The 26,464-nt window shown below is 56.4% G+C and carries 26 protein-coding genes; 19 read left to right on the top strand and 7 right to left on the bottom strand.

Annotated features, from left to right (window positions below):
* Positions 1-5: 5 nt before the first annotated feature.
* The 5 genes from I6G90_RS00990 (at position 6) to I6G90_RS00970 (ending at position 5,856) form a co-directional block, all read left to right on the top strand.
* Entirely contained in the window at positions 6-1,307 is a 1,302-nt protein-coding gene (locus I6G90_RS00990; protein WP_197929306.1) for a TRAP transporter large permease, read from the top strand.
* Positions 1,308-1,327: 20 nt separating this feature from the next.
* Positions 1,328-2,788 carry a fructuronate reductase gene (locus tag I6G90_RS00985; protein WP_232254394.1) on the top strand — a complete coding sequence of 487 codons (1,461 nt, stop codon included), beginning with the start codon at positions 1,328-1,330 and terminating at the stop codon, positions 2,786-2,788.
* 73 nt (positions 2,789-2,861) lie between these two features.
* Entirely contained in the window at positions 2,862-4,256 is a 1,395-nt protein-coding gene (gene uxaC, locus I6G90_RS00980) for a glucuronate isomerase (protein WP_232254393.1), read from the top strand.
* Positions 4,253-5,215, top strand: coding sequence for a sugar kinase (locus tag I6G90_RS00975; RefSeq protein WP_197929302.1), 963 nt, complete (start codon positions 4,253-4,255; stop codon positions 5,213-5,215). Before uxaC ends, I6G90_RS00975 begins: the two co-directional genes overlap by 4 nt.
* A gap of 14 nt (positions 5,216-5,229) precedes the next feature.
* Positions 5,230-5,856, top strand: a complete 627-nt coding sequence (locus I6G90_RS00970; protein WP_197929300.1) for a bifunctional 4-hydroxy-2-oxoglutarate aldolase/2-dehydro-3-deoxy-phosphogluconate aldolase — start codon at positions 5,230-5,232, stop codon at positions 5,854-5,856.
* A gap of 123 nt (positions 5,857-5,979) precedes the next feature.
* On the opposite strand, the gene rluB is transcribed toward I6G90_RS00970, so the two are convergent.
* The 5 genes from rluB to rnm form a co-directional block, all read right to left on the bottom strand.
* A complete protein-coding gene (gene rluB, locus I6G90_RS00965; protein WP_058053102.1) occupies positions 5,980-6,903 on the bottom strand; it encodes a 23S rRNA pseudouridine(2605) synthase RluB in 924 nt (307 codons plus the stop codon).
* Between the two features lie 133 nt (positions 6,904-7,036).
* On the bottom strand, positions 7,037-7,609 hold the full coding sequence (gene scpB, locus I6G90_RS00960; RefSeq protein WP_197929298.1) for an SMC-Scp complex subunit ScpB: 573 nt from the start codon (positions 7,607-7,609) through the stop codon (positions 7,037-7,039).
* Between the two features lie 86 nt (positions 7,610-7,695).
* Complete coding sequence (locus I6G90_RS00955) at positions 7,696-8,649, bottom strand: segregation and condensation protein A (protein ID WP_197929296.1); 954 nt, start codon at positions 8,647-8,649, stop codon at positions 7,696-7,698.
* Entirely contained in the window at positions 8,597-9,217 is a 621-nt protein-coding gene (locus I6G90_RS00950; RefSeq protein WP_058053104.1) for an L-threonylcarbamoyladenylate synthase, read from the bottom strand. The genes I6G90_RS00955 and I6G90_RS00950 overlap by 53 nt, the downstream gene beginning before the upstream one ends.
* Before the next feature lie 106 nt (positions 9,218-9,323).
* Positions 9,324-10,205 (bottom strand): RNase RNM, encoded by an 882-nt coding sequence (rnm, locus tag I6G90_RS00945; RefSeq protein WP_197929294.1) that lies wholly within the window; start codon positions 10,203-10,205, stop codon positions 9,324-9,326.
* A gap of 434 nt (positions 10,206-10,639) precedes the next feature.
* Between rnm and I6G90_RS00940 the strand changes: the two genes are divergently transcribed.
* The 12 genes from I6G90_RS00940 to I6G90_RS00890 all read left to right on the top strand — a co-directional run bounded on the left by I6G90_RS00940 (position 10,640) and on the right by I6G90_RS00890 (position 23,516).
* The gene (locus tag I6G90_RS00940; protein WP_197929292.1) at positions 10,640-12,274 is read left to right on the top strand and encodes an anthranilate synthase component 1; all 1,635 of its coding nucleotides are present in this window, start codon (positions 10,640-10,642) and stop codon (positions 12,272-12,274) included.
* Entirely contained in the window at positions 12,267-12,866 is a 600-nt protein-coding gene (locus I6G90_RS21260) for an aminodeoxychorismate/anthranilate synthase component II (protein WP_005359135.1), read from the top strand. Before I6G90_RS00940 ends, I6G90_RS21260 begins: the two co-directional genes overlap by 8 nt.
* A gap of 15 nt (positions 12,867-12,881) precedes the next feature.
* A complete protein-coding gene (gene trpD, locus I6G90_RS21255) occupies positions 12,882-13,895 on the top strand; it encodes an anthranilate phosphoribosyltransferase (RefSeq protein WP_232254392.1) in 1,014 nt (337 codons plus the stop codon).
* Entirely contained in the window at positions 13,895-15,403 is a 1,509-nt protein-coding gene (gene trpCF, locus I6G90_RS00930; RefSeq protein ID WP_197929290.1) for a bifunctional indole-3-glycerol-phosphate synthase TrpC/phosphoribosylanthranilate isomerase TrpF, read from the top strand. The genes trpD and trpCF overlap by 1 nt, the downstream gene beginning before the upstream one ends.
* A 167-nt stretch (positions 15,404-15,570) precedes the next feature.
* Entirely contained in the window at positions 15,571-16,764 is a 1,194-nt protein-coding gene (gene trpB / locus I6G90_RS00925) for a tryptophan synthase subunit beta (RefSeq protein WP_232254391.1), read from the top strand.
* Positions 16,761-17,567, top strand: coding sequence for a tryptophan synthase subunit alpha (gene trpA / locus I6G90_RS00920; protein ID WP_197929288.1), 807 nt, complete (start codon positions 16,761-16,763; stop codon positions 17,565-17,567). The genes trpB and trpA overlap by 4 nt, the downstream gene beginning before the upstream one ends.
* Before the next feature lie 488 nt (positions 17,568-18,055).
* Positions 18,056-18,727, top strand: coding sequence for a GIY-YIG nuclease family protein (locus tag I6G90_RS00915; RefSeq protein ID WP_197929286.1), 672 nt, complete (start codon positions 18,056-18,058; stop codon positions 18,725-18,727).
* Positions 18,728-19,164: 437 nt separating this feature from the next.
* Complete coding sequence (locus I6G90_RS00910; protein ID WP_197929285.1) at positions 19,165-19,452, top strand: hypothetical protein; 288 nt, start codon at positions 19,165-19,167, stop codon at positions 19,450-19,452.
* A 99-nt stretch (positions 19,453-19,551) separates the two neighbouring features.
* Entirely contained in the window at positions 19,552-20,970 is a 1,419-nt protein-coding gene (locus I6G90_RS00905; RefSeq protein WP_004576012.1) for an IS66-like element ISAs21 family transposase, read from the top strand.
* Positions 20,971-21,132: 162 nt separating this feature from the next.
* Positions 21,133-21,477 (top strand): hypothetical protein, encoded by a 345-nt coding sequence (locus I6G90_RS00900; RefSeq protein ID WP_197929284.1) that lies wholly within the window; start codon positions 21,133-21,135, stop codon positions 21,475-21,477.
* A 202-nt stretch (positions 21,478-21,679) separates the two neighbouring features.
* The gene (locus I6G90_RS00895; RefSeq protein ID WP_021141311.1) at positions 21,680-22,816 is read left to right on the top strand and encodes an ISAs1-like element ISAs12 family transposase; all 1,137 of its coding nucleotides are present in this window, start codon (positions 21,680-21,682) and stop codon (positions 22,814-22,816) included.
* A 109-nt stretch (positions 22,817-22,925) separates the two neighbouring features.
* Positions 22,926-23,516 carry a hypothetical protein gene (locus I6G90_RS00890; protein WP_197929283.1) on the top strand — a complete coding sequence of 197 codons (591 nt, stop codon included), beginning with the start codon at positions 22,926-22,928 and terminating at the stop codon, positions 23,514-23,516.
* Positions 23,517-23,653: 137 nt separating this feature from the next.
* Here I6G90_RS00890 and I6G90_RS00885 read toward each other — a convergent pair whose 3' ends face one another.
* Positions 23,654-24,181: a metal-dependent hydrolase gene (locus tag I6G90_RS00885; protein WP_197929282.1), complete on the bottom strand. Its 528-nt coding sequence runs from the start codon at positions 24,179-24,181 to the stop codon at positions 23,654-23,656.
* Positions 24,182-24,396: 215 nt separating this feature from the next.
* Here I6G90_RS00885 and I6G90_RS00880 point away from each other — a divergent pair, with 215 nt between their 5' ends.
* Positions 24,397-25,173 (top strand): BPL-N domain-containing protein, encoded by a 777-nt coding sequence (locus tag I6G90_RS00880; protein ID WP_197929281.1) that lies wholly within the window; start codon positions 24,397-24,399, stop codon positions 25,171-25,173.
* Positions 25,174-25,378: 205 nt separating this feature from the next.
* Positions 25,379-25,663 carry a hypothetical protein gene (locus I6G90_RS00875; RefSeq protein WP_232254390.1) on the top strand — a complete coding sequence of 95 codons (285 nt, stop codon included), beginning with the start codon at positions 25,379-25,381 and terminating at the stop codon, positions 25,661-25,663.
* Here I6G90_RS00875 and I6G90_RS00870 read toward each other — a convergent pair.
* Positions 25,599-26,452, bottom strand: a protein-coding gene (locus I6G90_RS00870) for an IS5 family transposase (RefSeq protein WP_197929280.1) whose coding sequence is annotated in 2 segments (ribosomal slippage) — positions 25,599-26,110 and positions 26,110-26,452 — 855 coding nt in all. Because the reading frame shifts where the segments join, the coding sequence is not laid out codon by codon here. The two genes, I6G90_RS00875 and I6G90_RS00870, sit on opposite strands and share 65 nt — an antisense overlap.
* Between the last annotated feature and the right edge of the window lie 12 nt (positions 26,453-26,464).

Below are 26,464 nucleotides of genomic sequence, written 5' to 3'. Positions count from 1 at the left end.
AATTTATGGACTGGCAAGTCATTCTCACTTTGTTTGGAAGTTTTGGCATATTATTGTTTATTGGTCTTCCGGTTTCATTTGCAATCGGATTGTCTTCATTACTTACCATCGCAATGGCATTACCACTTGATACGGCAATCACAGTCGTTGCACAACGAATGGCTGTGGGAATGGATAACTTTGCTCTATTAGCGATCCCTTTCTTTATTTTAGCTGGCAACATCATGAATCAGGGAGGTATCGCTGCACGACTAATCAACCTAGCGAAAGTTCTAGGGGGTCGTTTACCAGGTTCACTGGCACATGTGAACATAATGGCCAATATGCTTTTTGGTGCTATTTCAGGTTCTGCTGTTGCTTCTGCTGCCGCCGTTGGTGGCACTATGGCACCAATGCAGAAAAAAGAGGGATATGACCCTGCATTTTCTGCAGCCGCCAATATAAGCTCTTGTCCAAGCGGTTTACTCATTCCTCCCAGTAACACCCTAATTGTTTTTTCTTTAGTATCTGGAGGGACATCTATTGCAGCATTATTCTTGGCTGGCTATATCCCTGGAATATTAATGGGATTAAGCCTGATGATCGTTGCAGGGATTATCGCCAAGCGTAGAGGCTATCCAGTTTCCCCAAAACCAAGTTGTGCCCAAATATGGGATACTACAGTTAAAGCACTGCCTTCGTTACTACTCGTCATCCTTATTATGGGGGGGATTATTGGTGGGATATTTACTGCGACAGAGGCATCCGCCATCGCAGTTATATACACGTTAGTCTTGGCTGTATTAATATACCGAGAGGTATCATTCAAACAGTTACCAAAAATAGTGCTCGAGTCTGCGATTACAACCTCGATTGTACTATTGCTAGTCGGTGCGTCCATGGGAATGTCTTGGGCAATGGCTAATGCTGACATCCCCTATATGATTTCGGATGCTTTATTGGCAGTATCTGATAACCCCTTGGTACTTTTATTGATAATAAATATCATCTTGCTGATTGTGGGGATTTTTATGGATATGACTCCCGCAGTCCTCATCTTTACACCAATATTCCTACCTATTGCACTAGATCTAGGAATTGATCCCGTCCACTTTGGCGTAATGATGACCTTTAATCTGGCGATAGGGATCTGTACCCCTCCAGTCGGTAGTGCACTTTTCGTAGGCTGCTCGGTTGCAAATATATCTATTGACCGAGTAATCAAACCATTACTGCCTTTTTACGCGGCCATGTTCATCTCTCTGATGTTGGTCACATATATCCCGCAACTTAGCTTGTGGCTCCCTCAGATCTTGCTTGGCTACTGAGCAACAAGGATAACATACCAATGAATATCGCTAACTGTGAGCTTCACACCAAAAAATTAAACACTATGTATCTACGTGGTGAACTAAAAAGCCGGATCGTCCACCTTGGCTTCGGCGCATTCCATCGCGCGCATCAGGCACTGATCACGCACGAAATGCTGGCTCAACATGGCGGAGACTGGGGGATCTGCGAGGTCAACCTGTTCGGTGGTGAGGAGCTGATCCGTTCGCTCAGAGCACAGGACCACCTCTACACCGTTCTGGAGAAGGGTGCCGAGAGCGTACAACCCAAAGTGATTGGTTCTGTGGTGGAGTCACTGCATCCCACTTTTGACGGCATGTCCGCCATCCTCGAAAAGATGGCTGAACCGCAAGTCGCCATTGTATCCATGACGATCACTGAAAAAGGCTATTGCGCAGACCCAGCCACCGGGCAGTTCAACCCGCAGAATCCGTTGACCCAGCACGACTTGCAGCACCCTGATGCCCCCACTTCCGCCATCGGCTGCATCGTTGCCGCCCTGCGCCTGCGCAAAGAGCGTGGCCTCCCTCCCTTTACAGTCATGTCTTGCGACAACGTGCAGGAAAATGGTCATGTTGCACGTCAGTCCATTCTGGGATTTGCCGAACTGCTCGATGGAGAGCTGGCATCCTGGATCCGTGAGCAGGTCACCTTCCCTTGCACCATGGTCGACCGAATCGTACCTGCTGCCACCCCGGAGACGCTGGCAGAGATTGAGCAAGCCATCGGTGTTTATGACCCCTGTGGCATCGCCTGCGAGCCGTTCCGGCAATGGGTAATTGAAGATAATTTCGTCAATGGCCGCCCCGACTGGGATCTGGCTGGTGCCGAATTTGTCAGCAATGTCGTGCCCTTTGAAGAGATGAAATTGCGCATGCTGAACGGCAGCCACTCATTTCTCGCCTATCTCGGCTACCTAGGCGGCTATGCCCATATCGCAGACACCATGACGAACTCGGCCTATCGCCAAGCTGCGCTTGACCTGATGCTCAATGAACAGGCGCCGACCCTGAACATGCCTGTTGGTACGGATCTCGATGGTTATGCCCAACAACTGATCGCCCGTTTCACCAACCCCTCGCTCAAACACCAGACCTGGCAAATTGCCATGGATGGCAGTCAAAAGCTGCCACAGCGTATGGTCGACTCCGTCCTCTTCCATCTGAAGAACGGCAGTGATTACCGGCATCTGGCATTGGGTATTGCCGGATGGATGCGTTATGTCAGCGGTGAAGGAGAAAACGGTGAGGTGATCGATGTCCGTGATCCCCTGCTCAACCGCTTCCAGGCGATCTATGCAGAACACGGTCTCAGCTGCAACGTGGTCAAACCGTTGCTGGCCATTGAAGCCATCTTTGGCCCGGAACTGCCGCAACAGGGTGCTTTTGTCGATGCGGTCACTCGAGCCTATCAAGGGCTGCTTGACCACGGCGCCCGTCACTGCGTCGCTGCGCTCTAATCACCATATCTGGCAACGACCGGGCCAAGGGAGAAATGAATAAATGAAGTCTTTCCTGTGTAAGGATTTTCTGTTGAACAGCGAGGCAGCACGTTATCTCTATCATGACTATGCCGCCGATATGCCTATCTATGACTACCACTGCCATCTCAATCCACGGGAGATTGCCGAAGATCGCCGATTCGATGATCTTGGCCAGATCTGGCTGGAAGGCGACCATTACAAATGGCGAGCCATGCGCAGCGCCGGTATCCCGGAAGCACTGATCACCGGCAAAAACAGCAGCAGTCGTGACAAGTTCAATGCGTGGGCACAGACAGTCCCGCAAACGCTGGGTAACCCTCTCTATCACTGGACCCATCTCGAACTGCGCCGCCCCTTCGGTCTGGAGGGTATCGCCCTGGCGCCAAACACCGCCGACAAGGTATGGGATCACTGCAACGAACTGCTCGCCACCCCGGCCTTCTCCGCACGCGGTTTGATGCAGCAGATGAATGTCCGCATGGTCGGTACCACCGATGATCCGGTGGATTCACTTATCTATCATCGCCAGATTGCCGAGGACCCCGGTTTTGCTATCGAGGTGCTCCCCAGCTGGCGCCCCGACAAGGTATTCAAGATCGAGCAAGCCGGTTTTGCTGACTACATTGGGGCATTGGGAGCCGCCGCGGATGTCGACATTGCTACCTTTGCCGACTTGCTGACCGCGCTGGAACGGCGCCTTGAACACTTCGCCCAACATGGCTGCCGCGCAGCGGATCACGGTATCGAAGTGGTTCGGTATGCACCTGTTCCCTCCGACGCGACCCTGACTCAGCTGCTCCAGCGCCGACTGGCCGGAGAGGTGCTGGACGAATCACAGATTGCCGCCTTCTCCACAGCCGTTCAGGTATGGCTCGGCCGTCAATACGCCAAGCGAGGCTGGGTGATGCAGTTGCATCTGGGCGCACAGCGTAATAACAACAGCCGCATGTTCACCCTGCTTGGCGCAGACCGTGGCTTTGATTCTATCGGAGACAAGCCGTTTGCCTGGGAGCTTGCTCATCTGCTGGATGAGATGGATCAAACCGATGAACTGCCCAAAACCATCCTCTATTGCCTCAACCCTCGTGATAACGAGGTGCTGGCAACCATGGCGGGCAACTTCCAGGGGGGAGGCATTGCAGGCAAGATCCAGTTCGGCTCAGGCTGGTGGTTCAACGATCAGAAAGATGGCATGCAGCGCCAGCTGGAGCAGCTCTCTCAACTCGGCCTGCTCAGCCAGTTTGTCGGCATGTTGACCGACTCCCGCAGCTTCCTCTCCTACACTCGCCACGAATATTTCCGCCGCATTTTGTGCGACATGGTGGGGCGCTGGATCGAACAGGGCGAGATCCCCACTTATCTGCAGCTGTCTGGGAAAATGATCCAGGATATCTGCTATCACAATGCCGCCCGCTACTTTCAACTGCCAGGAGCACAGGGATGAAACGGATTGCCCTGCTCGGGGAGTGCATGATTGAGCTCAATGGCATGCCTTTTGGCGACATGCAGCAGGCATTTGGGGGCGATACCCTCAATACCGCCATCTATCTCGCGCGTGCCTCCCAACCCACCGATATTCAGGTGAGCTATCTGACCGCCATGGGCCAAGACCCTCTCAGCCAGCAAATCATCGCGCGCTGGCAACAGGCCGGGATTGACACCAGCACGGTGCTCATCGATCAACAGCGCCATCCCGGCCTCTATCTTATCCAGCTTGATGAACACGGCGAACGCACCTTCCTCTACTGGCGCAACGATTCGGCTGCCCGTTACCTGATGCAGCACCCGCAGTTGCCACAGCTCAAGCAGGCCGTCAGCGACGTGGATGCGCTCTATCTCAGCGGCATTTCGCTGGCGATCCTGCCAGCGGCAGATCGGCAGGTGCTGCTGCAGTGGCTGGGTGAACTGCACCGGGCGGGTGTGGCGATCATCTTTGACAGCAACTATCGCCCCGCCCTGTGGCAGACTCCGGCCGACGCCCGGGCCTGTTATCAGCAACTGCTGGCCATCACCGAGCTGGCCCTGGTCACCGACGACGATGAGCAGGCCCTGTGGGGGGACGAGGATGTGGCCCAGACCCTGCAGCGCCTCAAAGCGGCCGGGGTGCAGCAGGCGGTGGTCAAACAGGGGGCGGCTGGTTGCTGTTACCAGGCCCTGCAAACCGGGGATCCCGCCATCACTATCCCTACCCAAGCAGTCAGCAAAGTGGTGGATACCACCTCGGCCGGTGACTCCTTCAATGCCGGCTTTCTGGCTGGCTACCTGCAAGGATGTGCGATCGACGAGTGCGCCCGCATGGGCCACCGACTGGCGGGGATCGTCATTCAGCACAAGGGGGCAATTATTCCGGAAAGTGCCACCCGCAATGTCACCGACAGCTTCATCAAACCGGCATCACACTAAACGAGGTCAACCGAATGTCATCCATTACTGAACAACTGCAAGCCCTGAAAGTGATCCCGGTGATCGCCATCGAGCAGGCTGAAGATATCATTCCACTGGGGGCGGCACTGGCCAATAATGGCCTGCCGGTTGCCGAGATCACCTTCCGCTCCGCTGCCGCTGTCGAGGCGATCCGGCTGCTGCGCCAGAGCCAGCCAGAGATGCTGATTGGCGCGGGCACCGTGCTTAACCGCGAGCAGGTGATCGCAGCCAAAGAGGCGGGCGCCACCTTTATCGTCTCCCCCGGTTTTAACCCCAATACAGTCAAGGCCTGTCAGGAGCTGAACATCCCGATCATCCCGGGGGTCAATAACCCCAGCACTATTGAAGCGGCGCTGGAGATGGGGCTGACAACGCTGAAGTTCTTCCCGGCCGAAGCATCAGGTGGTAGCGCGATGATCAAGGCGCTGCTGGCGCCTTATACCCAGATCACGCTGATGCCCACCGGCGGGATCTCGACTCACAATATCGGTGAATATCTGGCGATCCCGCGGGTCATTGCGTGTGGTGGCTCCTGGATGGTCGACAAGAAACTGATCGCAGAGAAACAGTGGGAAGAGATTGGCCGACTCACTCGTGAAGCGGTGGCACAGGTCCAATAATATTGCCGCCAGGCAACACGCTGACAAAAAAGGCCCGCACCAGATGGTGCGGGCCTTTCTATTGGCGACTGCTTGGCCGACTGCGCGCTATTTGACGACGCGCAGTACGCAACGGGTTGTCGGCTACTTGCTGCCGGTACCGGAGTTGCGGGTAGAGGCTTGCGGCTTGCGACGGGCGGTGGTGGCGCGAGCGCGGGGCTCTTTGCCCTGCATCTCTTTGTGACGCTGCACGGCACGACGGATCTGGGCGGCCTGCTTGTGACGGCTGGTTTTGCCATCCTGCTGCAGATCGACCTTGGATTCGGTCTCGTTGGGCAGATGGACCAGGCCACGCAGGTAGTTCACCTCGGGGAGTTTGAGCTCCTGCCAGCCACCACGCGGGATACCGCGGTCAAGGGTCACGTCGCCGTAGCGAATACGCATCAGGCGGCTGACCTGCACTTCCTGGGATTCCCACAGGCGGCGCACTTCACGGTTGCGACCTTCGGTCAGGGTGACGTTGAACCACTGGTTCAGCCCCTCACCGCCAGCCGGTTTGATCTTGGTGAATCTGGCGGTGCCATCTTCCAGCTGTACGCCCTTGCGCAGACGCTGCAACATGGCTTCGGTGATCTCGCCAAAGACGCGCACCGCGTATTCCCGCTCTACCTGATGGCTCGGGTGCATCAGACGGTTAGCCAATTCACCATCGGTGGTGAACAAGAGCAGACCGGAGGTGTTGACGTCGAGACGGCCGACCGCGATCCAGCGGGCACCGTCCATCTTGGGCAGACGATCAAACACGGTGGGACGACCTTCCGGATCGTGACGGGTACACATCTCCCCTTCCGGCTTGTGGTAAGCCAGTACGCGGCAGATCACTTCCTCTGCCCCGCGGGTCTTGACCTGGTGACCATCCACCCGGATCACGGCGTTCACTTCGACGCGATCCCCCAGTGTGGCGACCTTGCCATCCACACTGACCCGACCTGCGGTGATCAGGGCCTCCATCTCACGACGGGAGCCGTGACCCGCGCGGGCCAACACTTTTTGCAGTTTTTCACTCATCGGGGTTACCTGATTGTTGATCGCTGCCCACGAATAAAGGGGCAACGGGGTTAACTGTAACAAACGCCGGTTGGAGCGTTCGCCACAGTTGAAAAATGTACATCTCGGTGACATCGGCACGATTGGGCGCCATTCACCGGGCATCGCTCTCCCCGTCCACCGCCGAGGGCAACAGGGGTTGCAGCTCCGGATCCAGCTCGGGGAGCTGCTCCAGACTCTGCAGATTAAAGTAATCCAGAAACTCTCTGGTGGTGGCGAGCAGCTCGGGACGACCCGCGACCTCTTTGTGGCCAATGCTGCGCACCCAGCCACGCTCTTTCAGGGTATTCACTATCTGGCTCGACACCGCCACCCCGCGGATCGCTTCGATCTCGGCCCGGGTGATGGGTTGGCGATAGGCGATCAGGGTCAGCGTCTCCATCACTGCGCGCGAATAGCGCGGCGCCCGCTCGCTCCAGAGCCTTGAAAGCTCTTCGGCATACTCCTGACGCGTCTGAAAGCGCCAGCCGGAGGCGACCTCTTTGAGCTCGACGCCCCGTTCGCTGTAATCTTGCCTGATCTCTGCCAACAGCAGCTGAACATAGCGACTGGTCACCGGATAATCGGCCAGCACGCTGCTTTTCAGCTCGCTGACATTGAGCGGACGACCGGCCACGAACAGCGCGGCCTCGATCAAGGTCTTTAATCGTTCAGTGGGCAGCGCCACGGTTGCCCTCCTCGCTCTGCTCGGCCAATGCGAAATGCACTGTGACCCAGGGGGCCTGGCTGCAACGCAACAGACGGGATGCACGCTCAATGGGTCTGTTCACGTTTCTCATTCTCTTCTGCAGCCAATGCAAAATGGATTGGACCCAAGGGTTCTGCCTGCAGGATCCAGATCAGTTGCTCCTTGCACAGCTCCAGCAGGGCCAGAAACGTCACCAGTACCCCCATGCGCCCCTCTTCGGCGCGCAGCACCTGCTCAAGGCGCAAGGTCTGCCCCAACGTGAGCATGGCGAGGATCTCCGCCATGCGCACCCGGGTCGGGATCTGTTCGCGGCGGATCTGGTGATGTTCGAAATGAGTCGCGCGTTTTACCACACTTTGCATGTAAAGGGCGAGCTCAACCAGCGAAACATCGGGCGCCAGTGGCTTGAGAGCGCCAAAATCGGGGGGCAGGGCGGCGGCGATAAAGATCTCCCGCTCCACCCGTGGCAGCTCGTTGAGGCGCTCGCCTCCCACCTTGTAGCGTTCGTACTCCTGCAGGCGGCGGATCAGGGTCACCCGCGGGTCTTCCCCCTCCTCTTCATCCTCCAGCTCCGGTGCCTTGGGCAGCAGCAGGCGGGATTTGATCTCCGCGAGCCAGGCCGCCATCAACAGATATTCCGCAGCCAGCTCAAGGTTGAGCCCCTGCATCAACTCCACGTACTCCATGTACTGGGCAGTGATCTGCAGGATCGGCAAATTGAGGATATCAAGCTGCTGGCGCCGGATCAGGTAGAGCAGCAGATCGAGCGGCCCCTCGAAGGTATCGAGGAACACCTCCAGCGCATCGGGCGGGATGAACAAGTCCTGGGGCAGCTCGTGATAGGGCTGCCCCAGTACCCGCGCGATGGGGGACGGGATGGCGTGGGGGAGAACGGACTCCCCCGCTGATTCCGCGACCGGTGCGCCCGCCTGGGGCGTGGCCGTCACGGAAACAGGGTCGGCAGACTCACTCAAACGGGGTCGGATCCCCGGCGCCGCGACGACGCAATACCGGCTCATCGTCAGAGAAATCGACTACCGTGGTGGGCTGCTCGCCCAGATAACCACCGTTGACCACCAGATCGATCTGCTTGCCCAGCTTGTCGAAGATCTCTTCCGGGTCGAACTCGGCCATCTCGGAGTCCGGCAGGATCAGGGTCGTGGAAAGCAGCGGCTCGCCGAGGGCTTCCAGCAGCGCCTGGGCGATCTTGTTGTCCGGGATACGGATGCCGATGGTCTTCTTCTTCTCGTTCATCAGACGGCGCGGCACTTCCTTGGTCGCCTTGAAAATGAAGGTGTAGGCACCCGGAGTGTTGTGCTTGATCAGGCGAAACGCACCGTTGTCGACCTTGGCGTAGGTCGCGATCTCGGAGAGATCGCGGCACACCAGGGTGAAGTCGTGGGTCGCATCGAGGCGACGGATGCGGCAGATGCGCTCCAGCGCCCCCTTGTCACCCATCTGGCAACCCAGCGCATAGCCGGAGTCTGTCGGATAGACGATGACGCCGCCGTTCTGGATGATCTGTACCGCCTGACCGATCAGACGGGCCTGGGGGTTTTCCGGATGTACGTAAAAATGCTGACTCATAGCTTGTTCTCGCAATGGGGGCAGCAATACCTGCCCGCTCGTATGGTCACGGATCAAAGACCCATGACACTACCTTAACCTGTTTGTGACCACTTCGCTGGTGCCGTTAGCGGCTCGCCAGCAGCTCTGCATGTTGCTCGGTGGTGAGCCCAAAGTGACCGGGATAGGCCAGCCAGACCGGCATGCCTTCCTTTGGCAACCAGAGGTGGCGGCCCAGCTCGGTCCAGTTGGACGGAAAGTGGAAATCCGATCCCACCGAGATGTACAGATCGTGTTCTTTCGCCCACTGACCCAGATTGGCCCGCTCCTGCGGGCTCTGCTGGGGAAGTGACACCTCCATGGCATCGCCACCGGCCGCCTTGAAGGCCACCAGCAGCCGCTTGATCCACTTGGCGGTGAGATCGTAACGGCTGGGGTGAGCCAGCACCGCCAGCCCGCCCGCGGCGTGAATGGCTGTGATGGCTTCGCTCATCTCGGGCCACTCGGCCGGGGCATACCCTTTATTGCCACGACTCAGGTATTTTTTGAATACCTTCTGCATGTTGTCGGCTACCCCGCGCGCCACCAGCACCCGGGCAAAGTGGGCACGGGTCACGGCGGCATCACCGGCAAGCGCCTTGGCCTCTTCATAGGTGCCGGGGATCAGACACTTCTCCAGACGGCGCCCGATTTCCAGTGCGCGAGCCTCGCGGCGAGCCCGTTGCCCCGCCAAAAACGCCACCAGCTGCGGATTTTTTTCATCCACCCCCAGCGCCACGATATGAATTTCGTGATGCTCCCAGCCGGTGGAGATCTCGACCCCGCTCACCAGTCGCAGCGGCAACTGCTCGGCTTCGATGGTGCGGCGCACCTCATCAAGCCCGTCAAGGGTGTCGTGGTCGGTAACCGCTAACACCTCAACCTGTTTTTCAGCGGCGCGGCGCACCAGTTCGGCCGGGTTCAGCACCCCGTCGGAGGCAGTGGTATGGCAGTGAAGATCGAATCTCATCGGCTTGTTTCGCTCTTGTCTTGGGGCCCGCTTGAAAAAAAGAAGGCTAAAAAGCGACTTGACTTGGCCGCGGCTTTATCGTTTTCTGTAGGCACTTCATTGCAAACATCTTTTTACAGGACTTTATCATGCAAACGACTTCCATCCTGACCATCTGGTGGTGGCACACTCCCTGACATGCGGGCGTGTGGTCGTTGCTGTACCTGTAATCTGACAGCAAATTAAGAACCCAAAGAAAAAGCCCGCTGACCCCAGCGGGCTTTTTTATTATCCGGCAAATGGACCTGTGATGAAACCGAGAATTCAGACAAGCGCAATGACCTGGCGATGGCGACCCTACTGAAACCGCCCGAACCGACCCAATTTCCAAGGCATTTTTACGGGATTAGACGCATGAACATCGGTAAACCACATCACACGCAAGGGAACGCACTATGACAGCCACACATCGCCTTCCTCTGGGTGAATTCGATACCCTCAAACTCAACGCCCCCTATGTGGCCGATCCGCTGGCGCTTTATACCCGCCTCTGTCAGGGTCGCCCCAACAACCTGCTGCTGGAATCGGTGGAGATCGACTCCAAGGCGGGCAAGCAGAGCCTGCTGCTGGTGGATGCCTGCCTGCGCATCGAGTGCCATGGTCGGACCGTACGGGTTCGCACCCTGAACGATAACGGCGCCCAGTTGCAGAGCCTGCTGGCCGAGCGGCTGTCTGCTGTGGTGGCTCGTTCGCTGGTAGATGGCGAGCTGCAACTCGACTTCCCGGCCTCCGATCGGGAGCTGGACGAAGATTCCCGCCTCAAGGGGAGCAGCGTGCTGGACGTGCTGCGCACCCTGCAGCGGGAGCTCGATTGCCAGCTGGGTAAAGAAGCGCTCTTTATGGCGGGCAGCTTCGCCTATGACCTGATCGCCTCTTTTGAAGATCTGCCTGAAGTGCCGGAGGGGAGCAACGACTGCCCCGACTACTGCTTCTATGTGGCCGAGACCCTGATCACCATCGACCATATCGAACGCAGCACTCAACTGCTGGCCTGCATTTTTGGCGGCGACAGCGACGAGAGCCATGTGGATGACAGATACACTCGCCTGACCGAACGACTCACCGACTTCAAACAGATTTGCCAGCAACCCCTTGGCGCCGAGCTGACCACCCAGCCCCTGAGCGGTGGCATGAGCGTGGACAAGAGCGACAAGCAGTTCTGCGCAGAAGTGGAGAAGCTCAAGGGCTTTATCCGCCGTGGCGACATCTTTCAGGTGGTGCCGTCTCGCTGCTTCTCCCTGCCCTGCCCGAGCCCCTTGGCCGCCTATCGCCGCCTCAAGCAGACCAACCCCAGCCCCTACATGTTCTACGTGCAGGATGAGGGCTTCACCCTGTTTGGCGCCTCGCCAGAGAGTGCGGTGAAATTCTGCGCCGCCAGCCGCGACGTAGAGATGTACCCCATCGCCGGTACCCGCCGCCGCGGCTTCAACCCCGATGGCAGCATCAACCGGGATCTCGATGGCCGCATCGAACTGGAATTGCGTCAAGACGAAAAAGAGGTGGCCGAACACCTGATGCTGGTAGATCTGGGTCGCAACGACATCGCCCGTATCTCCGAGCCCGGTACCCGCTACGTCAAGGAGCTGCTGAAAGTGGATCGCTACAGCCACGTGATGCATCTGGTCTCCAAGGTGGTGGGCACCTTGCGCTCAGACCTTGACGCCCTGCACGCCTATCAGGCCTGCATGAACATGGGCACCCTCACCGGCGCCCCCAAGATCCGCGCCAGCGAGCTGATTCGCATGGTGGAAGGCAAACGCCGCGGCAGCTACGGCGGCGCCGTCGGCTACATCAACGGTGCAGGCGAGATGGATACCTGCATCGTCATCCGCTCGGCGTTTGTCAAAGAGGGCGTGGCCCATGTGCAGGCCGGTGCCGGGGTAGTCTATGACTCCAAACCCCAGGCCGAGGCGGACGAGACCCGCGCCAAGGCGGCCGCCGTGCTGGCCGCCATCGCAGCCAGCCATGGCACCTCCCTGCAAGCCCTGAGCGCCCAGCAGGAGCAACATAAGGACGTGAGCCATGACTAACATCTTCCTGCTCGACAACTTCGACTCCTTTACCTACAACCTCGTCGACCAGTTCCGCTCCCTCGGCTATCCGGTGAGGATCTATCGCAACAGCCTGCCGGCCAGCCGCATCATGAGCGAAATCGCCGCCTGTGAAGGGGACGCCGTGCTGGTGCTCTCGCCGGGGCCGGGCGCCCCCCATGAAGCGGGTTGCCTGATTGACCTGATCAAGCTGGCACGCGGTCAGGTGCCCATCCTCGGTATCTGTCTCGGTCATCAGGCCCTGTGCGAAGCCTACGGTGGCACCGTCGGGGCGGCGGGCGAGATCGTCCACGGCAAGCGCTCCCTGATTGAGCACAACGGCCACGGCGCCTTCGCCGGTCTGCCGAGCCCGCTGCCGGTGGCCCGCTACCACTCGCTGGTCGCCACCTATGTACCGGAAGAGCTGACGGTGATTGCCCACTATCAGGGCATGCCCATGGCCATTGAGCAGCAGGATGAGCGGGTGCTGGGATTCCAGTTCCACCCGGAATCCATCATGACCTCGGAAGGGGCCCGTCTGCTGACTCAGGCGCTCGCCCACATCACCCGCCCAGAAAGCAGCGTGCGTTAAGGTAAGGAGACCAACATGCATCAACATCTCAACACCCTCTATCAGGGTCAGTCTCTGAGCCGTGAAAGTACCCGCGACGCCTTCGGCCAGGTGGTACGTGGCGAAGTGGATCCCATCGTACTCGCAAGCCTTTTGACCGCCCTCAAGATCAAGGGGGAGACACCGGAGGAGATCGCCGGTGCCGCCGAGGCTCTCTTGGCGGAAGCGCGCGACTTCCCGCGTCCGGATTACGAGTTCTGCGACATCGTCGGCACCGGTGGCGATGGCCTCAACACCATCAACGTCTCCACCACCTCGGCGCTGGTCGCTGCCGCCTGCGGCCTGAAAGTGGCCAAACACGGCAACCGCTCGGTCTCGAGCAAGTCGGGCTCCAGCGATCTGCTGGACAAGATGGGCATCAAGCTCGACATGAGCCCGGCGCAGGCGCGCCACTGTCTGGATGAGCTCGGCATCTGCTTCCTGTTCGCCCCCCAGTACCACGCTGGCGTGCGCCACGCTATGCCGGTGCGTCAGGCCCTCAAAACCCGCACCCTGTTCAATGTGCTGGGGCCGCTTATCAACCCCGCTCGCCCCACCTATCAGCTGATGGGGGTCTATGCCCCCGAGCTGGTGCGCCCCATCGCAGAAACCCTGCTGGCACTGGGGCTGAAAACCGGTATGGTGGTTCACGGCGCCGGCCTTGACGAGATTGCCATCCACGGCCCGACCCAGGTGGCCCAGATCCGTGACGGCGAGATCCGCGAATTTATGATCACCCCGGCTGACTTTGGCCTCGAGACCTACCCGGTCAGCGCCATTCAGGGTGGGGAACCGGAAGAGAACCGCGCCATCACCGCCGCCATTCTGGCAGGGCGTGGCACCCCGGCTCACAACGCCGCCATTGCCGCCAACGTGGCACCGCTACTGCTGATGGCGGGCAAGGCAAAAGATCTTAAGAGCGCGGCCGCCGAGGTGCTGGCGGTGCTGGCAAGCGGCAAGACAGCGGAGCTCGCCGCTCGGCTGGCTACCTTGAGTCATCAGGAGGCATGATGTCAGCCACCACGTCGCACAGCAGTCATTCAGTACGCCCGCAGGGCAAGAGCCAGTTTCGCAAGGATAACGAGATGTCAGACCTTATTGCCCCCCATGCTTTTCTGAACATGGCCTCCATCCGCCAGACCATTCTCGGCAAAATCGTGGCGGCCAAGCAGGAGTGGGTTGCCGCCCGCAAGCTGGCCCAGCCACTGGAGAGCTTCCAGAGCGCACTGACCCAAAGCGATCGGGATTTCGTCGGGGCGCTCAAGGCGGGCTCCACTCGCTTTATTCTGGAGTGCAAGAAGGCTTCCCCCTCCAAGGGGCTGATCCGCGATGATTTCAGCCCGGAGACCATCGCCGACATCTATGGCAAATACGCCACCGCCATCTCGGTGCTGACCGACGAGAAGTTCTTTCAGGGGGATTTCGCCTTCCTGCCGCGGGTACGAGGTCGCGTCAGCCAACCGGTGCTCTGCAAGGATTTCATGATTGACCCCTACCAGGTCTATCTGGCCCGCCACTATCAGGCGGACGCCATCCTGCTGATGCTCTCGGTGCTCACCGACGAGGGGTATCGCGCCCTGTTCGCAGTCGCCAAAGAGCTGGGCCTTGGCGTGCTCACCGAGGTGAGCAACGAGGAGGAGCTGACCCGCGCCATCGCACTGGGGGCGCCGGTGATTGGCATCAACAACCGGAACCTGCGCGACTTGAGCGTCGATCTCAACCGCACCAAACAGCTGGCTAAAGATATCCCGAGCGATCGGGTGGTGATCAGCGAATCCGGCATCAACCACCGCGCCCAGGTGGCGGATCTGCGCCACCACGCCAAGGGCTTTTTGGTAGGCTCATCCCTGATGGCCGAGCCGGATCTGGAGGCTGCTGTGCGCAAGCTCACTCTGGGCCAGAACAAGGTGTGCGGCCTGACCCGAGCCGAGGATGCCGCCGCCGCCCATCAGGCGGGCGCGGTGTTTGGCGGCCTTATCTTTGTTGCCAACAGCCCGCGCTATGTGGACATCCCCGCAGCCCGCGCCGTGATGGCGGGCGCGCCGCTCTCTTACGTCGGGGTATTTCGCAACGCCCAGCCCGCTACCATCGCCAAGACGGTGGATGCGCTGGGGCTAGCCGCAGTCCAGCTGCATGGGGATGAGGATGCTGCCTATATCGAGGAACTGCGCCCACTGCTGCCCGCGGGCTGCCAGATCTGGAAAGCGGTCGGCATCTCTCTTGGCAAGGAAAGTGGCGAGCCGCTGCCCGACCTCGACTATCCGGCCGATCGCCTGCTGCTGGATACGAAAGTCGGCAGCCAGAGCGGCGGCACCGGTCAGGCGTTCGACTGGACCATGCTGGCCACGCTCGACAAGAGCAAGCTGATGCTGGCGGGGGGGCTCAATCCCGACAACGCCCTGCAGGCGGCGCAAGTGGGCTGCCTCGGCCTTGATTTCAACTCCGGGGTGGAGAGTGCCCCGGGCCAGAAGGATGCACACAAGCTGGCGGCCGCGTTTGCCGCCCTGCGCACTCTGTAACGCAACCCTTTTTGATGTTTCGATTTAGCTAATACAAGGAAGAAGCCATGACCCTGCTTAACCCGTTTTTTAGTGAATTTCGCCGATGACATGTATGTGCCCCAGACATACATCCCAGACCATCACTGTGCATCCCTGATTTAACAGCAGAAACAAGGAATTTAATCATGACCCTGCTCAACCCGTTTTTTGGTGAATTTGGCGGTATGTATGTGCCCCAAATCCTTATCCCCGCCCTGCTCCAGCTGGAGAAAGCCTTTGTCGATGCCAAGGATGATCCAGCCTTTATCGCCGAATTTCAGGAGCTGCTGACCGAGTATGCCGGTCGCCCGACTCCGCTCACCCTGACCCGCAATCTGACCAAGGGCACCAAAACCCGCCTCTATCTCAAGCGTGAAGATCTGCTGCACGGCGGCGCCCACAAGACCAACCAGGTGCTGGGTCAGGCGCTGCTGGCCAAGCGGATGGGCAAGAAAGAGATCATCGCCGAGACCGGCGCCGGTCAGCATGGCGTCGCCACTGCACTGGCCTGTGCCCTGCTCGGCCTCAAGTGCCGGGTCTATATGGGCGCCAAGGATTGCGAGCGCCAGAAACCGAACGTATTTCGCATGAAGCTGATGGGCGCCACCGTCATTCCGGTGCACTCCGGCTCCAGCACCCTGAAAGATGCCTGCAACGAGGCGCTGCGTGACTGGGCTGCCAACTACGAGTCGGCCCACTACCTGCTCGGCACAGCCGCCGGCCCGCACCCCTTCCCCACCATCGTGCGGGAGTTCCAGAAGATGATCGGCGAAGAGGCCAAGGCTCAGTGCTTCGAGAAGGAGGAGCGACTGCCCGATGCCGTGATCGCCTGCGTCGGCGGCGGGTCGAACGCCATCGGCATGTTTGCCGACTTTATCGATGAGCCTTCAGTGCGCCTTATCGGCGTCGAGCCGGGTGGTCACGGTATCGAGAGTGGCGAGCACGGTGCGCCGCTCGGTCACGGCAGCAAGGGGGTCTTCTTTGGCATGCACTCCTACCTGATGCAGGACAATCAGGGCCAGATCCAGGAGTCCTACTCCGTCTCGGCGGGGCTGGATTTCCCCTCCGTCGGCCCGCAGCACGCCCATCTGGCCGCCATCGGCCGCGCCGAGTACCCCTCGGTAACCGACAAGGAGGCGCTGGACGCCTTCCAGGAGCTGGCCAAATCCGAAGGCATTATCCCGGCGCTGGAGTCCTCCCACGCGCTGGCCCACGCCCTCAAGATGGCCCGCAGTGAACCGGAAAAAGAGCAGGTGCTCATCGTCAACCTCTCCGGCCGTGGCGACAAAGATATCTTCACCGTGGCAGACATTTTTGAAAAAGAAGGAACCTTGTCATGAACCGTTACGCACAACTCTTCTCCCGTCTGGACGCGGCCAATCAGGGCGCCTTTGTGCCGTTCGTGATGCTGGGTGACCCCACCCCCGAATTGTCACTGGCCATCGTCGATGCGCTGGTCGCAGGGGGCGCCGATGCCCTCGAGCTCGGCATTCCCTTCTCCGATCCGGTGGCGGACGGCCCCACCATTCAGGGCGCCGCCCTGCGGGCATTTGCCAGCCACACCACACCAGATGACTGCTTCGAGCTGCTAGGCCGTATCCGCGCCAAGTACCCGCAGCTGCCCATTGGCCTCTTGGTCTACGCCAACCTGGTCTATGTGCGCAAAATCGATGGCTTCTACGAGAAGTGCCAGCAGGCTGGCGTGGATTCGGTGCTGGTCGCCGACGTGCCGGTGCAGATGTGCGCCCCCTACAAGGCGGCCGCCGACAAGTTCGGCATCGACAGCATCTTTATCGCCCCGCCCAATGGCGACACCGAGACCCTGAAACAGGTGGCGGAGCTCGGCAATGGTTACACCTATCTGGTGAGCCGCGCGGGCGTCACCGGTGCCGAGACCAAGGCCGGCATGCCGGTGGAAGGTCTCATCAATACCCTGCGCGAGTTCAAGGCGCCCCCCGCCCTGCTCGGCTTTGGCATCAGCGAACCAGCTCAGGTGCGTGAAGCCATCGCCGCTGGCGCCGCCGGTGCCATCTCCGGCTCCGCCGTGGTGAAGATCATCGAGACCCACCACCAGAACCCGGAACATATGCTCACTCGTCTGAAGGAGTTTGTGGAAGGGATGAAGGCAGCGACCAATCGATAAGAGGCGGCATTGGCCAAATGCCATTGGCCGTAGTGATCCGGCTGCGTGTCCACCTTACACATAGCAGCCATCGTTGCATCACCGCATCAAAGGGAGCCTGACCGGCTCCCTTTCTTTTTATCTCGCTCGCACCCGCTTGCAGCTCTCGGCGTCTTGCCCCCTCTCCCTCCGGGAGAGAGCTGGGGTGAGGGAGGCTTTGCATTCCCTGCCAAATGAGTTGTTCACACAGCCACGCCTCAATGACTAATTTATTGATCCAACACAGATTCCCGCCAAAACACGCTTCTCAACGCTCCCCCCTCGCCCTTAAGATAGCCAAACGACAATCCCTCTCTCGGGAGCACACCATGGCTGCGATTGTTGCTATCTCACAGGTTAAAAGCAGCGGACTGGGGGCTGTAACTCAGGGGCGGTAGCGTGGTTTTTGTAGGTTGACGCAGCGTGTGGCAAAGCCCAACAGTCAAGATTTATACTTATAGGAGATTAAGTTGAACTCTAAAGAAATAATTGACGAATTGAGAATTAGATATAAGTCCCCCAATAATAAACATCTGTCTGAATTATTGGGCCTGTCTTATTCAACCGTTCAAAAGTGGACTAATGAACCAAAAGTGCTTACGGCTAAACAAGTCGTGAGCTTAATTGATAAAATTAGTAGTCAATCTGTTTTTTACGCACACTCCTATTCAATTCAACCAATAGTTGAGTATTACCCAATTGATGTGGCAGAATCACAACAAGGTAAACACAGGGAGCTTTTCGACTCTAACCTAAGTGGAAACAAGCGACAAGAAGACATTAAAACGTATCTAAAAAACTGTTGCGGAATATATATTTTTTATGATTCAAGAGGTGAAGCGTTATATATTGGCAAAGCTAAAGAACAAAATCTCTGGGATGAGATGAAGAATGCTTTCAATCGAGATAGACAGACACAAAAAATTAAATCCGTGTCTCATCCATATACTGGCACAGGTTTCAAACCAGCTTTCGAGTCACCTAGGAAAATTGAAAAAACAAACTTACAGTTAGCCGACATGGCATCATACTTCTCAGCTTATGAAGTCGAGGAAGATATGATTAATAACGTAGAAGCTTTGCTAGTAAGGGTGTTCGCAAACAATATCTTGAATGTCAAAATGGAAAAATTTGTGGAATAGCCAATAACATGCATAATAAAAATCAGAACACTTATATTTCTGAGTGTTGCTATCTCGCAGGTAAAAAGCATCGACTGTGGGCTGCTACTCAGGGGCGGCAATGTGGTTTTATCGGTTGGTGCAGCGTGTAGCAAAGCCGAACTAGCGAGCCTTATTGCTCCCATCAGAGCAGGATAAACATGGATGTGGCAGATCCGTAAAACAGATTTTCAGATATATTTGCGGTAAACTTGGCGCTTCACTTCGTGAAACACCAACCTACTATTTTTAGTCCAACATACAAGATAACACGTTCAGATGTCAGAGGCTGGCAGGTAGTTTTATCACTTAGTTTTTCCTGTGGCAACTATCAGGGCTCGGCGGATTTATATGGGAGAGTCTGTTATAAGATTAGTGCTACCTGCTAATCACTATTAAATATTAAATTTCGAGTACATATGACAGAATCAAAACCTATCGACAAGAAACTTGCTCAATCTGATGCATTCCATTCTATTAAAGCTGAACATACAGCATTAAATATATTAAATACTCATGGATGGAAACCAATCCACAGTCCTTATTACAAAGACATGATTAGTGGGAAATTAAGAGAGCTTGATCTGGCTGGAAGACAAATTTGGTGTAAAAACATTGGAAAACATGAGTTAATAGCTCGCATCCACATTTATGTTGAAATTAAATCAGCACCGGCATTTCATATCCTTTGTGCTGGCGAGACGTAACTGTTCACCCAGATGGCATTGACAGGAAAAAGTGAGACGATCATCCCTTGATCCACTGTTGCCCCTTGCCTGATCCCGCCAGCTTGGCACCATCACGTCATGAGCAAACCCATTACGCCACCACCCGGCCTGCCGCTGACCCTCGAGCAAGCCAACGAGCTGATTTACAAGCTGATGGCGCGCATCGCCGAGCTTGAAGACCGCCTCAACCAAAACAGCAATAACTCCTCCAAGCCCCCCTCCACTGATGGCTCGGGGACCCCGCCTGCGCGCAAGCGCCCCGCTTCCGGCAAGGCTCGTGGTGCCCAGCCTGGCCACAAGGGGCAGCGGCGTGAACGTCATCCTGAGGACGACCGACTGACGGCAATACCACACTATCCTGCCCGGCAGTGCGCCTGCTGTGGTGAGCAGGTGGTGTCCCATGACAAGCCCTACCGGGTTCATCAGGTGTTTGACCTGCCCGAGGTCAGCTATGTGGTGACAGAGCATCAGCTGTATCGGGGCACCTGCCGTGGGTGCGTCACCACCAGTGAAGCAGCCCTGCCCGATACGGTGAGCCACAGCCAGATGGGGGCTAATCTGCTGAGCTATATCGCTTTGCAGAGTGGTCAGTTCCACCAGAGCATCAGCAAGATACAGCAGCAGCTCAAGCAGCACTTCGGTTTGAGCTTTAGCCGAGGCGCCATCAGTGAAGCGCAAGGCCGGGTCAGCGCCATGCTCACCCCGACCCACCAAGCCATCAAACAGCAAGTGCAGTCTGCCGCCATCATCCATGCCGATGAAACCCGGCACCAGCGGGGCGGTGAGCGACGCTGGATGTGGCTGGCCCTGAGCAAGGTCGCGGTCTGCTTCATGACGGCGTTTGGCCGCGGTCAGGAGGCAGCGAAGCGGTTGCTGGGCAGTGAGCTTGATGGGGTGCTGGTGACCGACCAGTATGCGGGATACCGCTTCATCGACAGCGCCCAGCGCCAACTGTGCTGGGCGCATGTGCTGCGCAACGTGGCGGCGATTGCCGAGAGTAGCGACGCCGTCAACCAGCCTATCGGAGCCCGGCTGGTACTGCTGGCTGACACGGTGTTCAGAACCCGGCATGGCTATGAACAAGGCTGCTTAAGCCGGGAGCAGTACCAGCGAAGGTTGCAGCGATGTCGGCAAAGCTGGCGAAGGCAGCTGGAGCGGGGCAGTGTACTGTGTTCCAAGCGCTACCGTGGGCGCTGCCAGTTACTGCTCAAGGACGATGAGATGCTATGGCGTTTTATGGAAAACGACGAGATAGCGCTGACCAACAATGAAGCGGAGCGGGCGCTGCGTGGCTATGTGCTGTGGCGCAAGGGAAGCTATGGCGTCTGGTCGCATCGAGGCGAGCAGTTCAGGCAGCGTATCCTATCGTTGGTGGAGACGGCCAAGCGATTGGGCCGCTGCCCGCAGGAGTGGCTGAGGGCAGTTGTCAGGTCCTGCATCGAGAAAACCGACTACCCGTTCCCGGAGGAGTTGGTGCTGTCAACACCGTCCCGGTGAACGGTTACGATAACACGTTCAGATGTCAGAGGCTGGCAGGTAGTTTTATCACTTAGTTTTTCCTGTGGCAACTATCAGGGCTCGGCGGATTTATATGGGAGAGTCTGTTATAAGATTAGTGCTACCTGCTAATCACTATTAAATATTAAATTTCGAGTACATATGACAGAATCAAAACCTATCGACAAGAAACTTGCTCAATCTGATGCATTCCATTCTATTAAAGCTGAACATACAGCATTAAATATATTAAATACTCATGGATGGAAACCAATCCACAGTCCTTATTACAAAGACATGATTAGTGGGAAATTAAGAGAGCTTGATCTGGCTGGAAGACAAATTTGGTGTAAAAACATTGGAAAACATGAGTTAATAGCTCGCATCCACATTTATGTTGAAATTAAATCAGCACCGGCATTTCATATCCAGGGCGAGATCGTGAACATTTTGTTAAAAATTAAAAATAGTTTTTTGCCTACAAAACAAATACTTATAGGCCTGTGATATGCAGTTAACTTTATAGTCAGGATCGCCTTCACACTTTTTAATCGTCACTGCACGTCATTTCAGCTCAAAAAATGCGCATGAAATCCAAAAAATGATAATTTCCATGATTTCCATAGTTAACAATTTGCTCACATCCTCACCCTGAAATTTGACCTGGTGATCCGGCTGTGATCTCATGCTCCTTTTCAGGAGTGCTCTCATGTCTATTGATGCCGTTTTCGCTCAGTTCTTCGACAATATTCACGACCCTCGCCAGCATGCCAAGATTTATTATCCCTTCTACGATGTCCTGTTTCTCACCGTCTGTGCCGTGATCGGCGGGGCTGAGGGCTGGGAAGATATTGAGGATTTCGGCGAGGTTCATCTTCCCTGGTTTCAATCCAAGGGACTGTTTAAAAACGGCATTCCTGTCCATGACACCATTGCCAGGATCATCTCCGGCATCAAACCAGAGCCGTTTCAGGCCGCCTTTGTGCGGTGGACTCAAGCCATTAACCAGCACACCGATGGCGCCCTGGTCGCTATCGATGGCAAAACCCTGCGCAGTTCCTATGACCGTGAGGATCGAACGTCGACCATTCACATGGTCAGTGCCTATGCCGCCGCCAATAAGCTGGTGCTCGGACAGATAAAAACCGACGCCAAGTCCAATGAAATTACCGCTATTCCCGAGTTGCTGGCGCTGCTCGACATCAAAGGCTGCCTGGTATCCATCGATGCGATGGGGTGCCAGACCGAGATCGCCGAGACCATCCTTCAGCAAGGTGGCGATTACTTATTGGCCGTCAAAGGCAACCAACCCAAGTTGTTCGAGGCGGTTCGACAGGCCCTCGCCCCGCTGGCGGCCACCCCGTTATGCGCAGAGACGATGACGCTTGAGAAGGCTCATGGCCGCATCGATGGTCGTGAGTACCATGTCATGGCGGCGGGCGAGTTGGCCGCCCAGTTTCCTCATTGGAAACAGTTGCACAGCATTGGCGTGGCCATCTCCTATCGCGTTGAAAATATGCAAAAAATTACCATAGAGCAGCGTTATTTCATCAGTTCCAAAGCGTTGGTGCAGGATGAGTTTGCGCGAGCGGTGCGTGGGCACTGGGCCATCGAAAATAGCCTGCACTGGGTGCTGGACGTCACGATGGGCGAGGATGATTGCCCGATTTATCGCGGTGATGCCGCAGAGATTTTGGCGTGCATCCGGCACATGGGGCTGAACATGCTCAGGGCCGAGACTTCACGCAAGGCGAGCGTAAGACGGAAGCAAAAAATCGCAGGAATGAGCAGTGAATATCTGGAAACGGTACTCAATGCGGGTCTCAAAAAACTGGGTGAAATTTAACAAAATGTTCACGCTCTCACCCTGATTTCATATCCTTTGTGCTGGCGAGACAGCACAACATTCATTTGGCAATAATGAATATTGGCCAGGTTACTGTGATGAAACAAAGTTGAAAATTCAATCTGTTCTCGATAGCTATGGAATATCATTATCTAAATCCAGAGATTACTTACATAAACTTGATAAATTGATATTTCCCAAAAGTACAATGCTAACAGCGCCGATTAGAATTCAACCTATGCCAGCGGATGAATGCTATTCTGCATTTAGAGAAACAGATACAAACAAAGAAAAAGACCTAGACAACTCAGTATTATGGCGTGCAATATCGACCCTTAACTCTGCCATTAATAGCGCAAAAAATGAATCAATCAATAAACTACTGAGTAATTTTACGCTAGAACTAGAAATGTGTAGAAGAAAAAAAGCAGACCTCACCCTATCATTAGACGCAGTTGAATCCCACTCAAGAATAATTGACTTTTACATCCCATTAGTTTTGATCGAGAGTCGATTGTGGTCTGCGTTAAACCATGACCCAGAGGAAATTCCATGGTTCCGATTTGTCCAAAACAATACTTATGGCGCTTCTGGTAATTGGACTGATGTAATAAATTTAAAATACTTAGATACTTATCTTTCAGATCTTGCTAAATACCTTGAGGAAACACTCTACCAAAGGGATATGACACAGTTATAATAAAATTCAACTAAATTTAGAACTCCCATCTCTCTAGGCAAGACGTTACATAGCCAGAAGAGATGGGCGTCCAAGTTTTTATTTATGCCCGATATTTGCCAACGTACGATATAACCAACATATCTTCCATCACAAGCCTACCTGCCCCACACCCGCCATCCCATCAACACCAGCATCAATACAACCCCCGGCAGCCAGACCCAGCAGAGCTCGGAGAGGATCACCGCTTCACCTCGGGCGGTGAGATAGGCCTCCAGCTTGAAGGGGGCAACCCGGATCACCTGCCAGGGGGCGAAGAAACGCTCGTCACGCCACGGCCAGAGCCAGCCAACCCCCTTGCCGCCGGTAGTGAGGGAATCGAGCAGGCTGTGGGAGAGTAGCGAGACCAGCAGAAACGACCAGACGGTGGCGGCGCTGGCCCGTAACTGGCGGTGAAACAGCATGGCAAGGGTGGGCAGGGCAAAGGCAAACAGCAGTGAGTGGGTAAAGCCGCGGTGGCCAAAGACATGGCCGTAGGCAACCCCCAGTTTAAAGGCGAGCACATCGGCATCGGGCAGCATGGCGATGGCAACACCGGCCAGCAGCAGGCGTGGCGGGATAATCCGGCTACCAAACCCGAGCCCAAGGCAGAGGGGCACGGCGGCGTGAGTGACTATGGTGGGCATAGAATGAAGCTCCAACTGAAAACGTGGGCCTACCTTATCCCCGCTCGGTGAAGTGAAGGTGAAGTGCGCCCACTGTATTGGCTCGCGGTTTGCTGAACGCAGCTCCCATAGCCTTGGTGCGTTAACTTGAAATGTTCATTTAACTGCGGCTGACATGCAGAACGGGATCGTGATAAGTAGTCTCTTCGATTCACATCACAGGGATAGTGGCAGCGATGAATGTACCAAAAAGCGTCGTGCAGATTGCGAGCGTTATCAGCCTTTGGTTAATGACAGGATGCATGGCAGAGGCCGCCTCTGCGCAGCCGCATCAAGAGCCGTACGCGCTGATCTATAACGGGCCGGTTTCTGATGGGGATAGCACGAAGGCGATTGCTGATGTGGTCAGGCAGGTGGGGTTGCCGGTCAGGTATCTCTCCAATATTGGGGCGCTGCCTGCAGAGCTCGATAATGCCAGGGTATTTATCGTTGGCGGCACAGAGGACGATGTGGAGCCGCTCCTCAATGCCTTCACCGCAGACGCGCGCTCGGCATTAAAAACCTATTTGCTAAGCGGTGGCCGCTACCTCGGGATCTGTGGGGGTGCATTTGTGGCATCCAACGGCTGGTCTGAGGACGAAGGCTTTGTGCCGGCGCTGGGCCTTGTCCCTGCCACATCCGATGATTATGACGGCGACTTTAGCGCCAGGATCTTCCCGATCACCTGGCTTGGTGAAGAGCGCCAGATGTATTACCAGGCCGGCCCGCAATTTACGCCGGTGCCAAGCCCAGAGCAGGTCAAGGTTATCGCCCATTTTCAAAACCATCATATAGCCGCGCTGATCAGCTCATACGGCAAAGGCAAGGTGGCCGCTTCCGGGCCACATCCGGAAGCCCCTGAATCGTGGAAAGCGAACGCGGTGGACGGCGACAAGATGGAGTCGAATATTCATTTAGCCGTTGGACTCGTCAACGAGTTGCTCTCCGAAGAGCCCGTCACCCATTCGAAATAGTCGCATCCCTACGCCCCTGGAAATGCTGCGCCGTTGCCAAGTGAGGCATACCGGCAGATTTCCGGCGCGCTGCTGTGCCCATGATCACACAGTCACAACTCTCACCCTCCTCTCACCGCGCCCCCGCTTTTTATCATCTAGAGTTACCGGGCAGTCCAAAAGCTGCTGATTTATATACATTCGCCGCCAAGAGGGATCTTTTTTCATGACCGAGCATATCGATCTGCTACCTATCAGCACGGATGATGAGCAGGACGCAGGCAACCGTTACCTCTACTACACCGAAGGGGATCTGGCCCGCATTCTCGCCAATCTGGAACAGCTGCGCCACGCGGTGTTTCCCGCCGCCATCGGAGAGAGTGAAACGGGCGCCGCCGTGCCCCACAACTTTCCGTCCGTCTGTCTGGTGGGGCTAGGCTGTGTTCTCAAAATGCTGGTTTTCTGTCCACTAATAGTTCCCGTAAGTAACGAAGGCAGAAAGCCAGCTTGATAAAAGCAGCAAAACTTCCCGCCAGCTTTTCATACCTCGTTGAGAATCGGCGAAACTTCTTCAGCCATCCGAAGCACCGTTCGACCACATTTCTCCTACGATAACGAGCTTTGTCTAACACCAGTGGACGTCCCTTATGGTGCCGTTGCTGGTCGCTGCGTTGCGGGATTACCGCTTTTATCTTTCTGCGCCGGAGTTCTGCCCGCAGAGCCCTGCTGCTATAGGCCTTATCTGCGGCAAGATGCGTTGGCCGCGTGCGATAATGGCCTGATGAAGTCGGGATCCTTGCCATGGCCAACGCACTTGTCGCATATCTGATTTCCGCTGATTGCCCCGGCGAAAGGCAGAACCCCAGCGGTAAACCATTACCATCAGTGACCAAGTGAATTTTGCTGCCAAAACCACCACGAGAGCGACCAAGGGCTTGATTCACCGGAGTGTTTTTTTACGCGCTCCGGCAGCATCTTTGGATGCCCTGACATTGGAGCCGTCAATGCACCACAGGTCGAAGTCGATAAGCCCTTCTTCATTGAGATGCAGTTGCAACGCAGCAAGGATGGCATCGATACGACCTGTACTCAGCCAACGTCGAAAGGTGTTGTAGACCGAGCTCCATGGGCCGAAACGTTCTGGCAGATCTCGCCAAGGTGCGCCGGTATGAAGAATCCAGAGAATGCCATCAAGCACTTGGCGTGGCTCACGAGTAGGGCGTCCGCTTATGCGGCGGCATAGAAAAAGGGGCTCGATAAGCCCCCATTGTGCATCGGTCAACTGGTAACGACGGGACACTGCATAGGTCTT

This window comes from Aeromonas allosaccharophila, from assembly GCF_016026615.1.
Lineage (GTDB): Bacteria > Pseudomonadota > Gammaproteobacteria > Enterobacterales > Aeromonadaceae > Aeromonas > Aeromonas allosaccharophila.
The sequence above is the reverse complement of the archived record's forward strand: the minus strand, read 5'-3'. Positions and strand labels throughout refer to the sequence as shown.

Bases quoted from the DNA above. Each gene is read 5' to 3' on its own strand.
- I6G90_RS00955 (WP_197929296.1), bottom strand. From the start codon at position 8,649: ATGAGCCGGTATTGCGTCGTCGCGGCGCCGGGGATCCGACCCCGTTTG.
- I6G90_RS00950 (WP_058053104.1), bottom strand. From the start codon at position 9,217: ATGAGTCAGCATTTTTACGTACATCCGGAAAACCCCCAGGCCCGTCTG.
- I6G90_RS00895 (WP_021141311.1), top strand. From the start codon at position 21,680: ATGTCTATTGATGCCGTTTTCGCTCAGTTCTTCGACAATATTCACGAC.
- rluB (WP_058053102.1), bottom strand. From the start codon at position 6,903: ATGAGTGAAAAACTGCAAAAAGTGTTGGCCCGCGCGGGTCACGGCTCC.
- I6G90_RS00905 (WP_004576012.1), top strand. From the start codon at position 19,552: ATGAGCAAACCCATTACGCCACCACCCGGCCTGCCGCTGACCCTCGAG.
- I6G90_RS21260 (WP_005359135.1), top strand. From the start codon at position 12,267: ATGACTAACATCTTCCTGCTCGACAACTTCGACTCCTTTACCTACAAC.
- rnm (WP_197929294.1), bottom strand. From the start codon at position 10,205: ATGAGATTCGATCTTCACTGCCATACCACTGCCTCCGACGGGGTGCTG.
- I6G90_RS00880 (WP_197929281.1), top strand. From the start codon at position 24,397: ATGAATGTACCAAAAAGCGTCGTGCAGATTGCGAGCGTTATCAGCCTT.
- trpB (WP_232254391.1), top strand. From the start codon at position 15,571: ATGACCCTGCTCAACCCGTTTTTTGGTGAATTTGGCGGTATGTATGTG.
- I6G90_RS00900 (WP_197929284.1), top strand. From the start codon at position 21,133: ATGACAGAATCAAAACCTATCGACAAGAAACTTGCTCAATCTGATGCA.
- trpCF (WP_197929290.1), top strand. From the start codon at position 13,895: ATGTCAGCCACCACGTCGCACAGCAGTCATTCAGTACGCCCGCAGGGC.
- trpA (WP_197929288.1), top strand. From the start codon at position 16,761: ATGAACCGTTACGCACAACTCTTCTCCCGTCTGGACGCGGCCAATCAG.
- I6G90_RS00975 (WP_197929302.1), top strand. From the start codon at position 4,253: ATGAAACGGATTGCCCTGCTCGGGGAGTGCATGATTGAGCTCAATGGC.
- I6G90_RS00970 (WP_197929300.1), top strand. From the start codon at position 5,230: ATGTCATCCATTACTGAACAACTGCAAGCCCTGAAAGTGATCCCGGTG.
- I6G90_RS00885 (WP_197929282.1), bottom strand. From the start codon at position 24,181: ATGCCCACCATAGTCACTCACGCCGCCGTGCCCCTCTGCCTTGGGCTC.
- I6G90_RS00910 (WP_197929285.1), top strand. From the start codon at position 19,165: ATGACAGAATCAAAACCTATCGACAAGAAACTTGCTCAATCTGATGCA.
- I6G90_RS00875 (WP_232254390.1), top strand. From the start codon at position 25,379: ATGACCGAGCATATCGATCTGCTACCTATCAGCACGGATGATGAGCAG.
- I6G90_RS00985 (WP_232254394.1), top strand. From the start codon at position 1,328: ATGAATATCGCTAACTGTGAGCTTCACACCAAAAAATTAAACACTATG.
- I6G90_RS00940 (WP_197929292.1), top strand. From the start codon at position 10,640: ATGACAGCCACACATCGCCTTCCTCTGGGTGAATTCGATACCCTCAAA.
- trpD (WP_232254392.1), top strand. From the start codon at position 12,882: ATGCATCAACATCTCAACACCCTCTATCAGGGTCAGTCTCTGAGCCGT.
- I6G90_RS00990 (WP_197929306.1), top strand. From the start codon at position 6: ATGGACTGGCAAGTCATTCTCACTTTGTTTGGAAGTTTTGGCATATTA.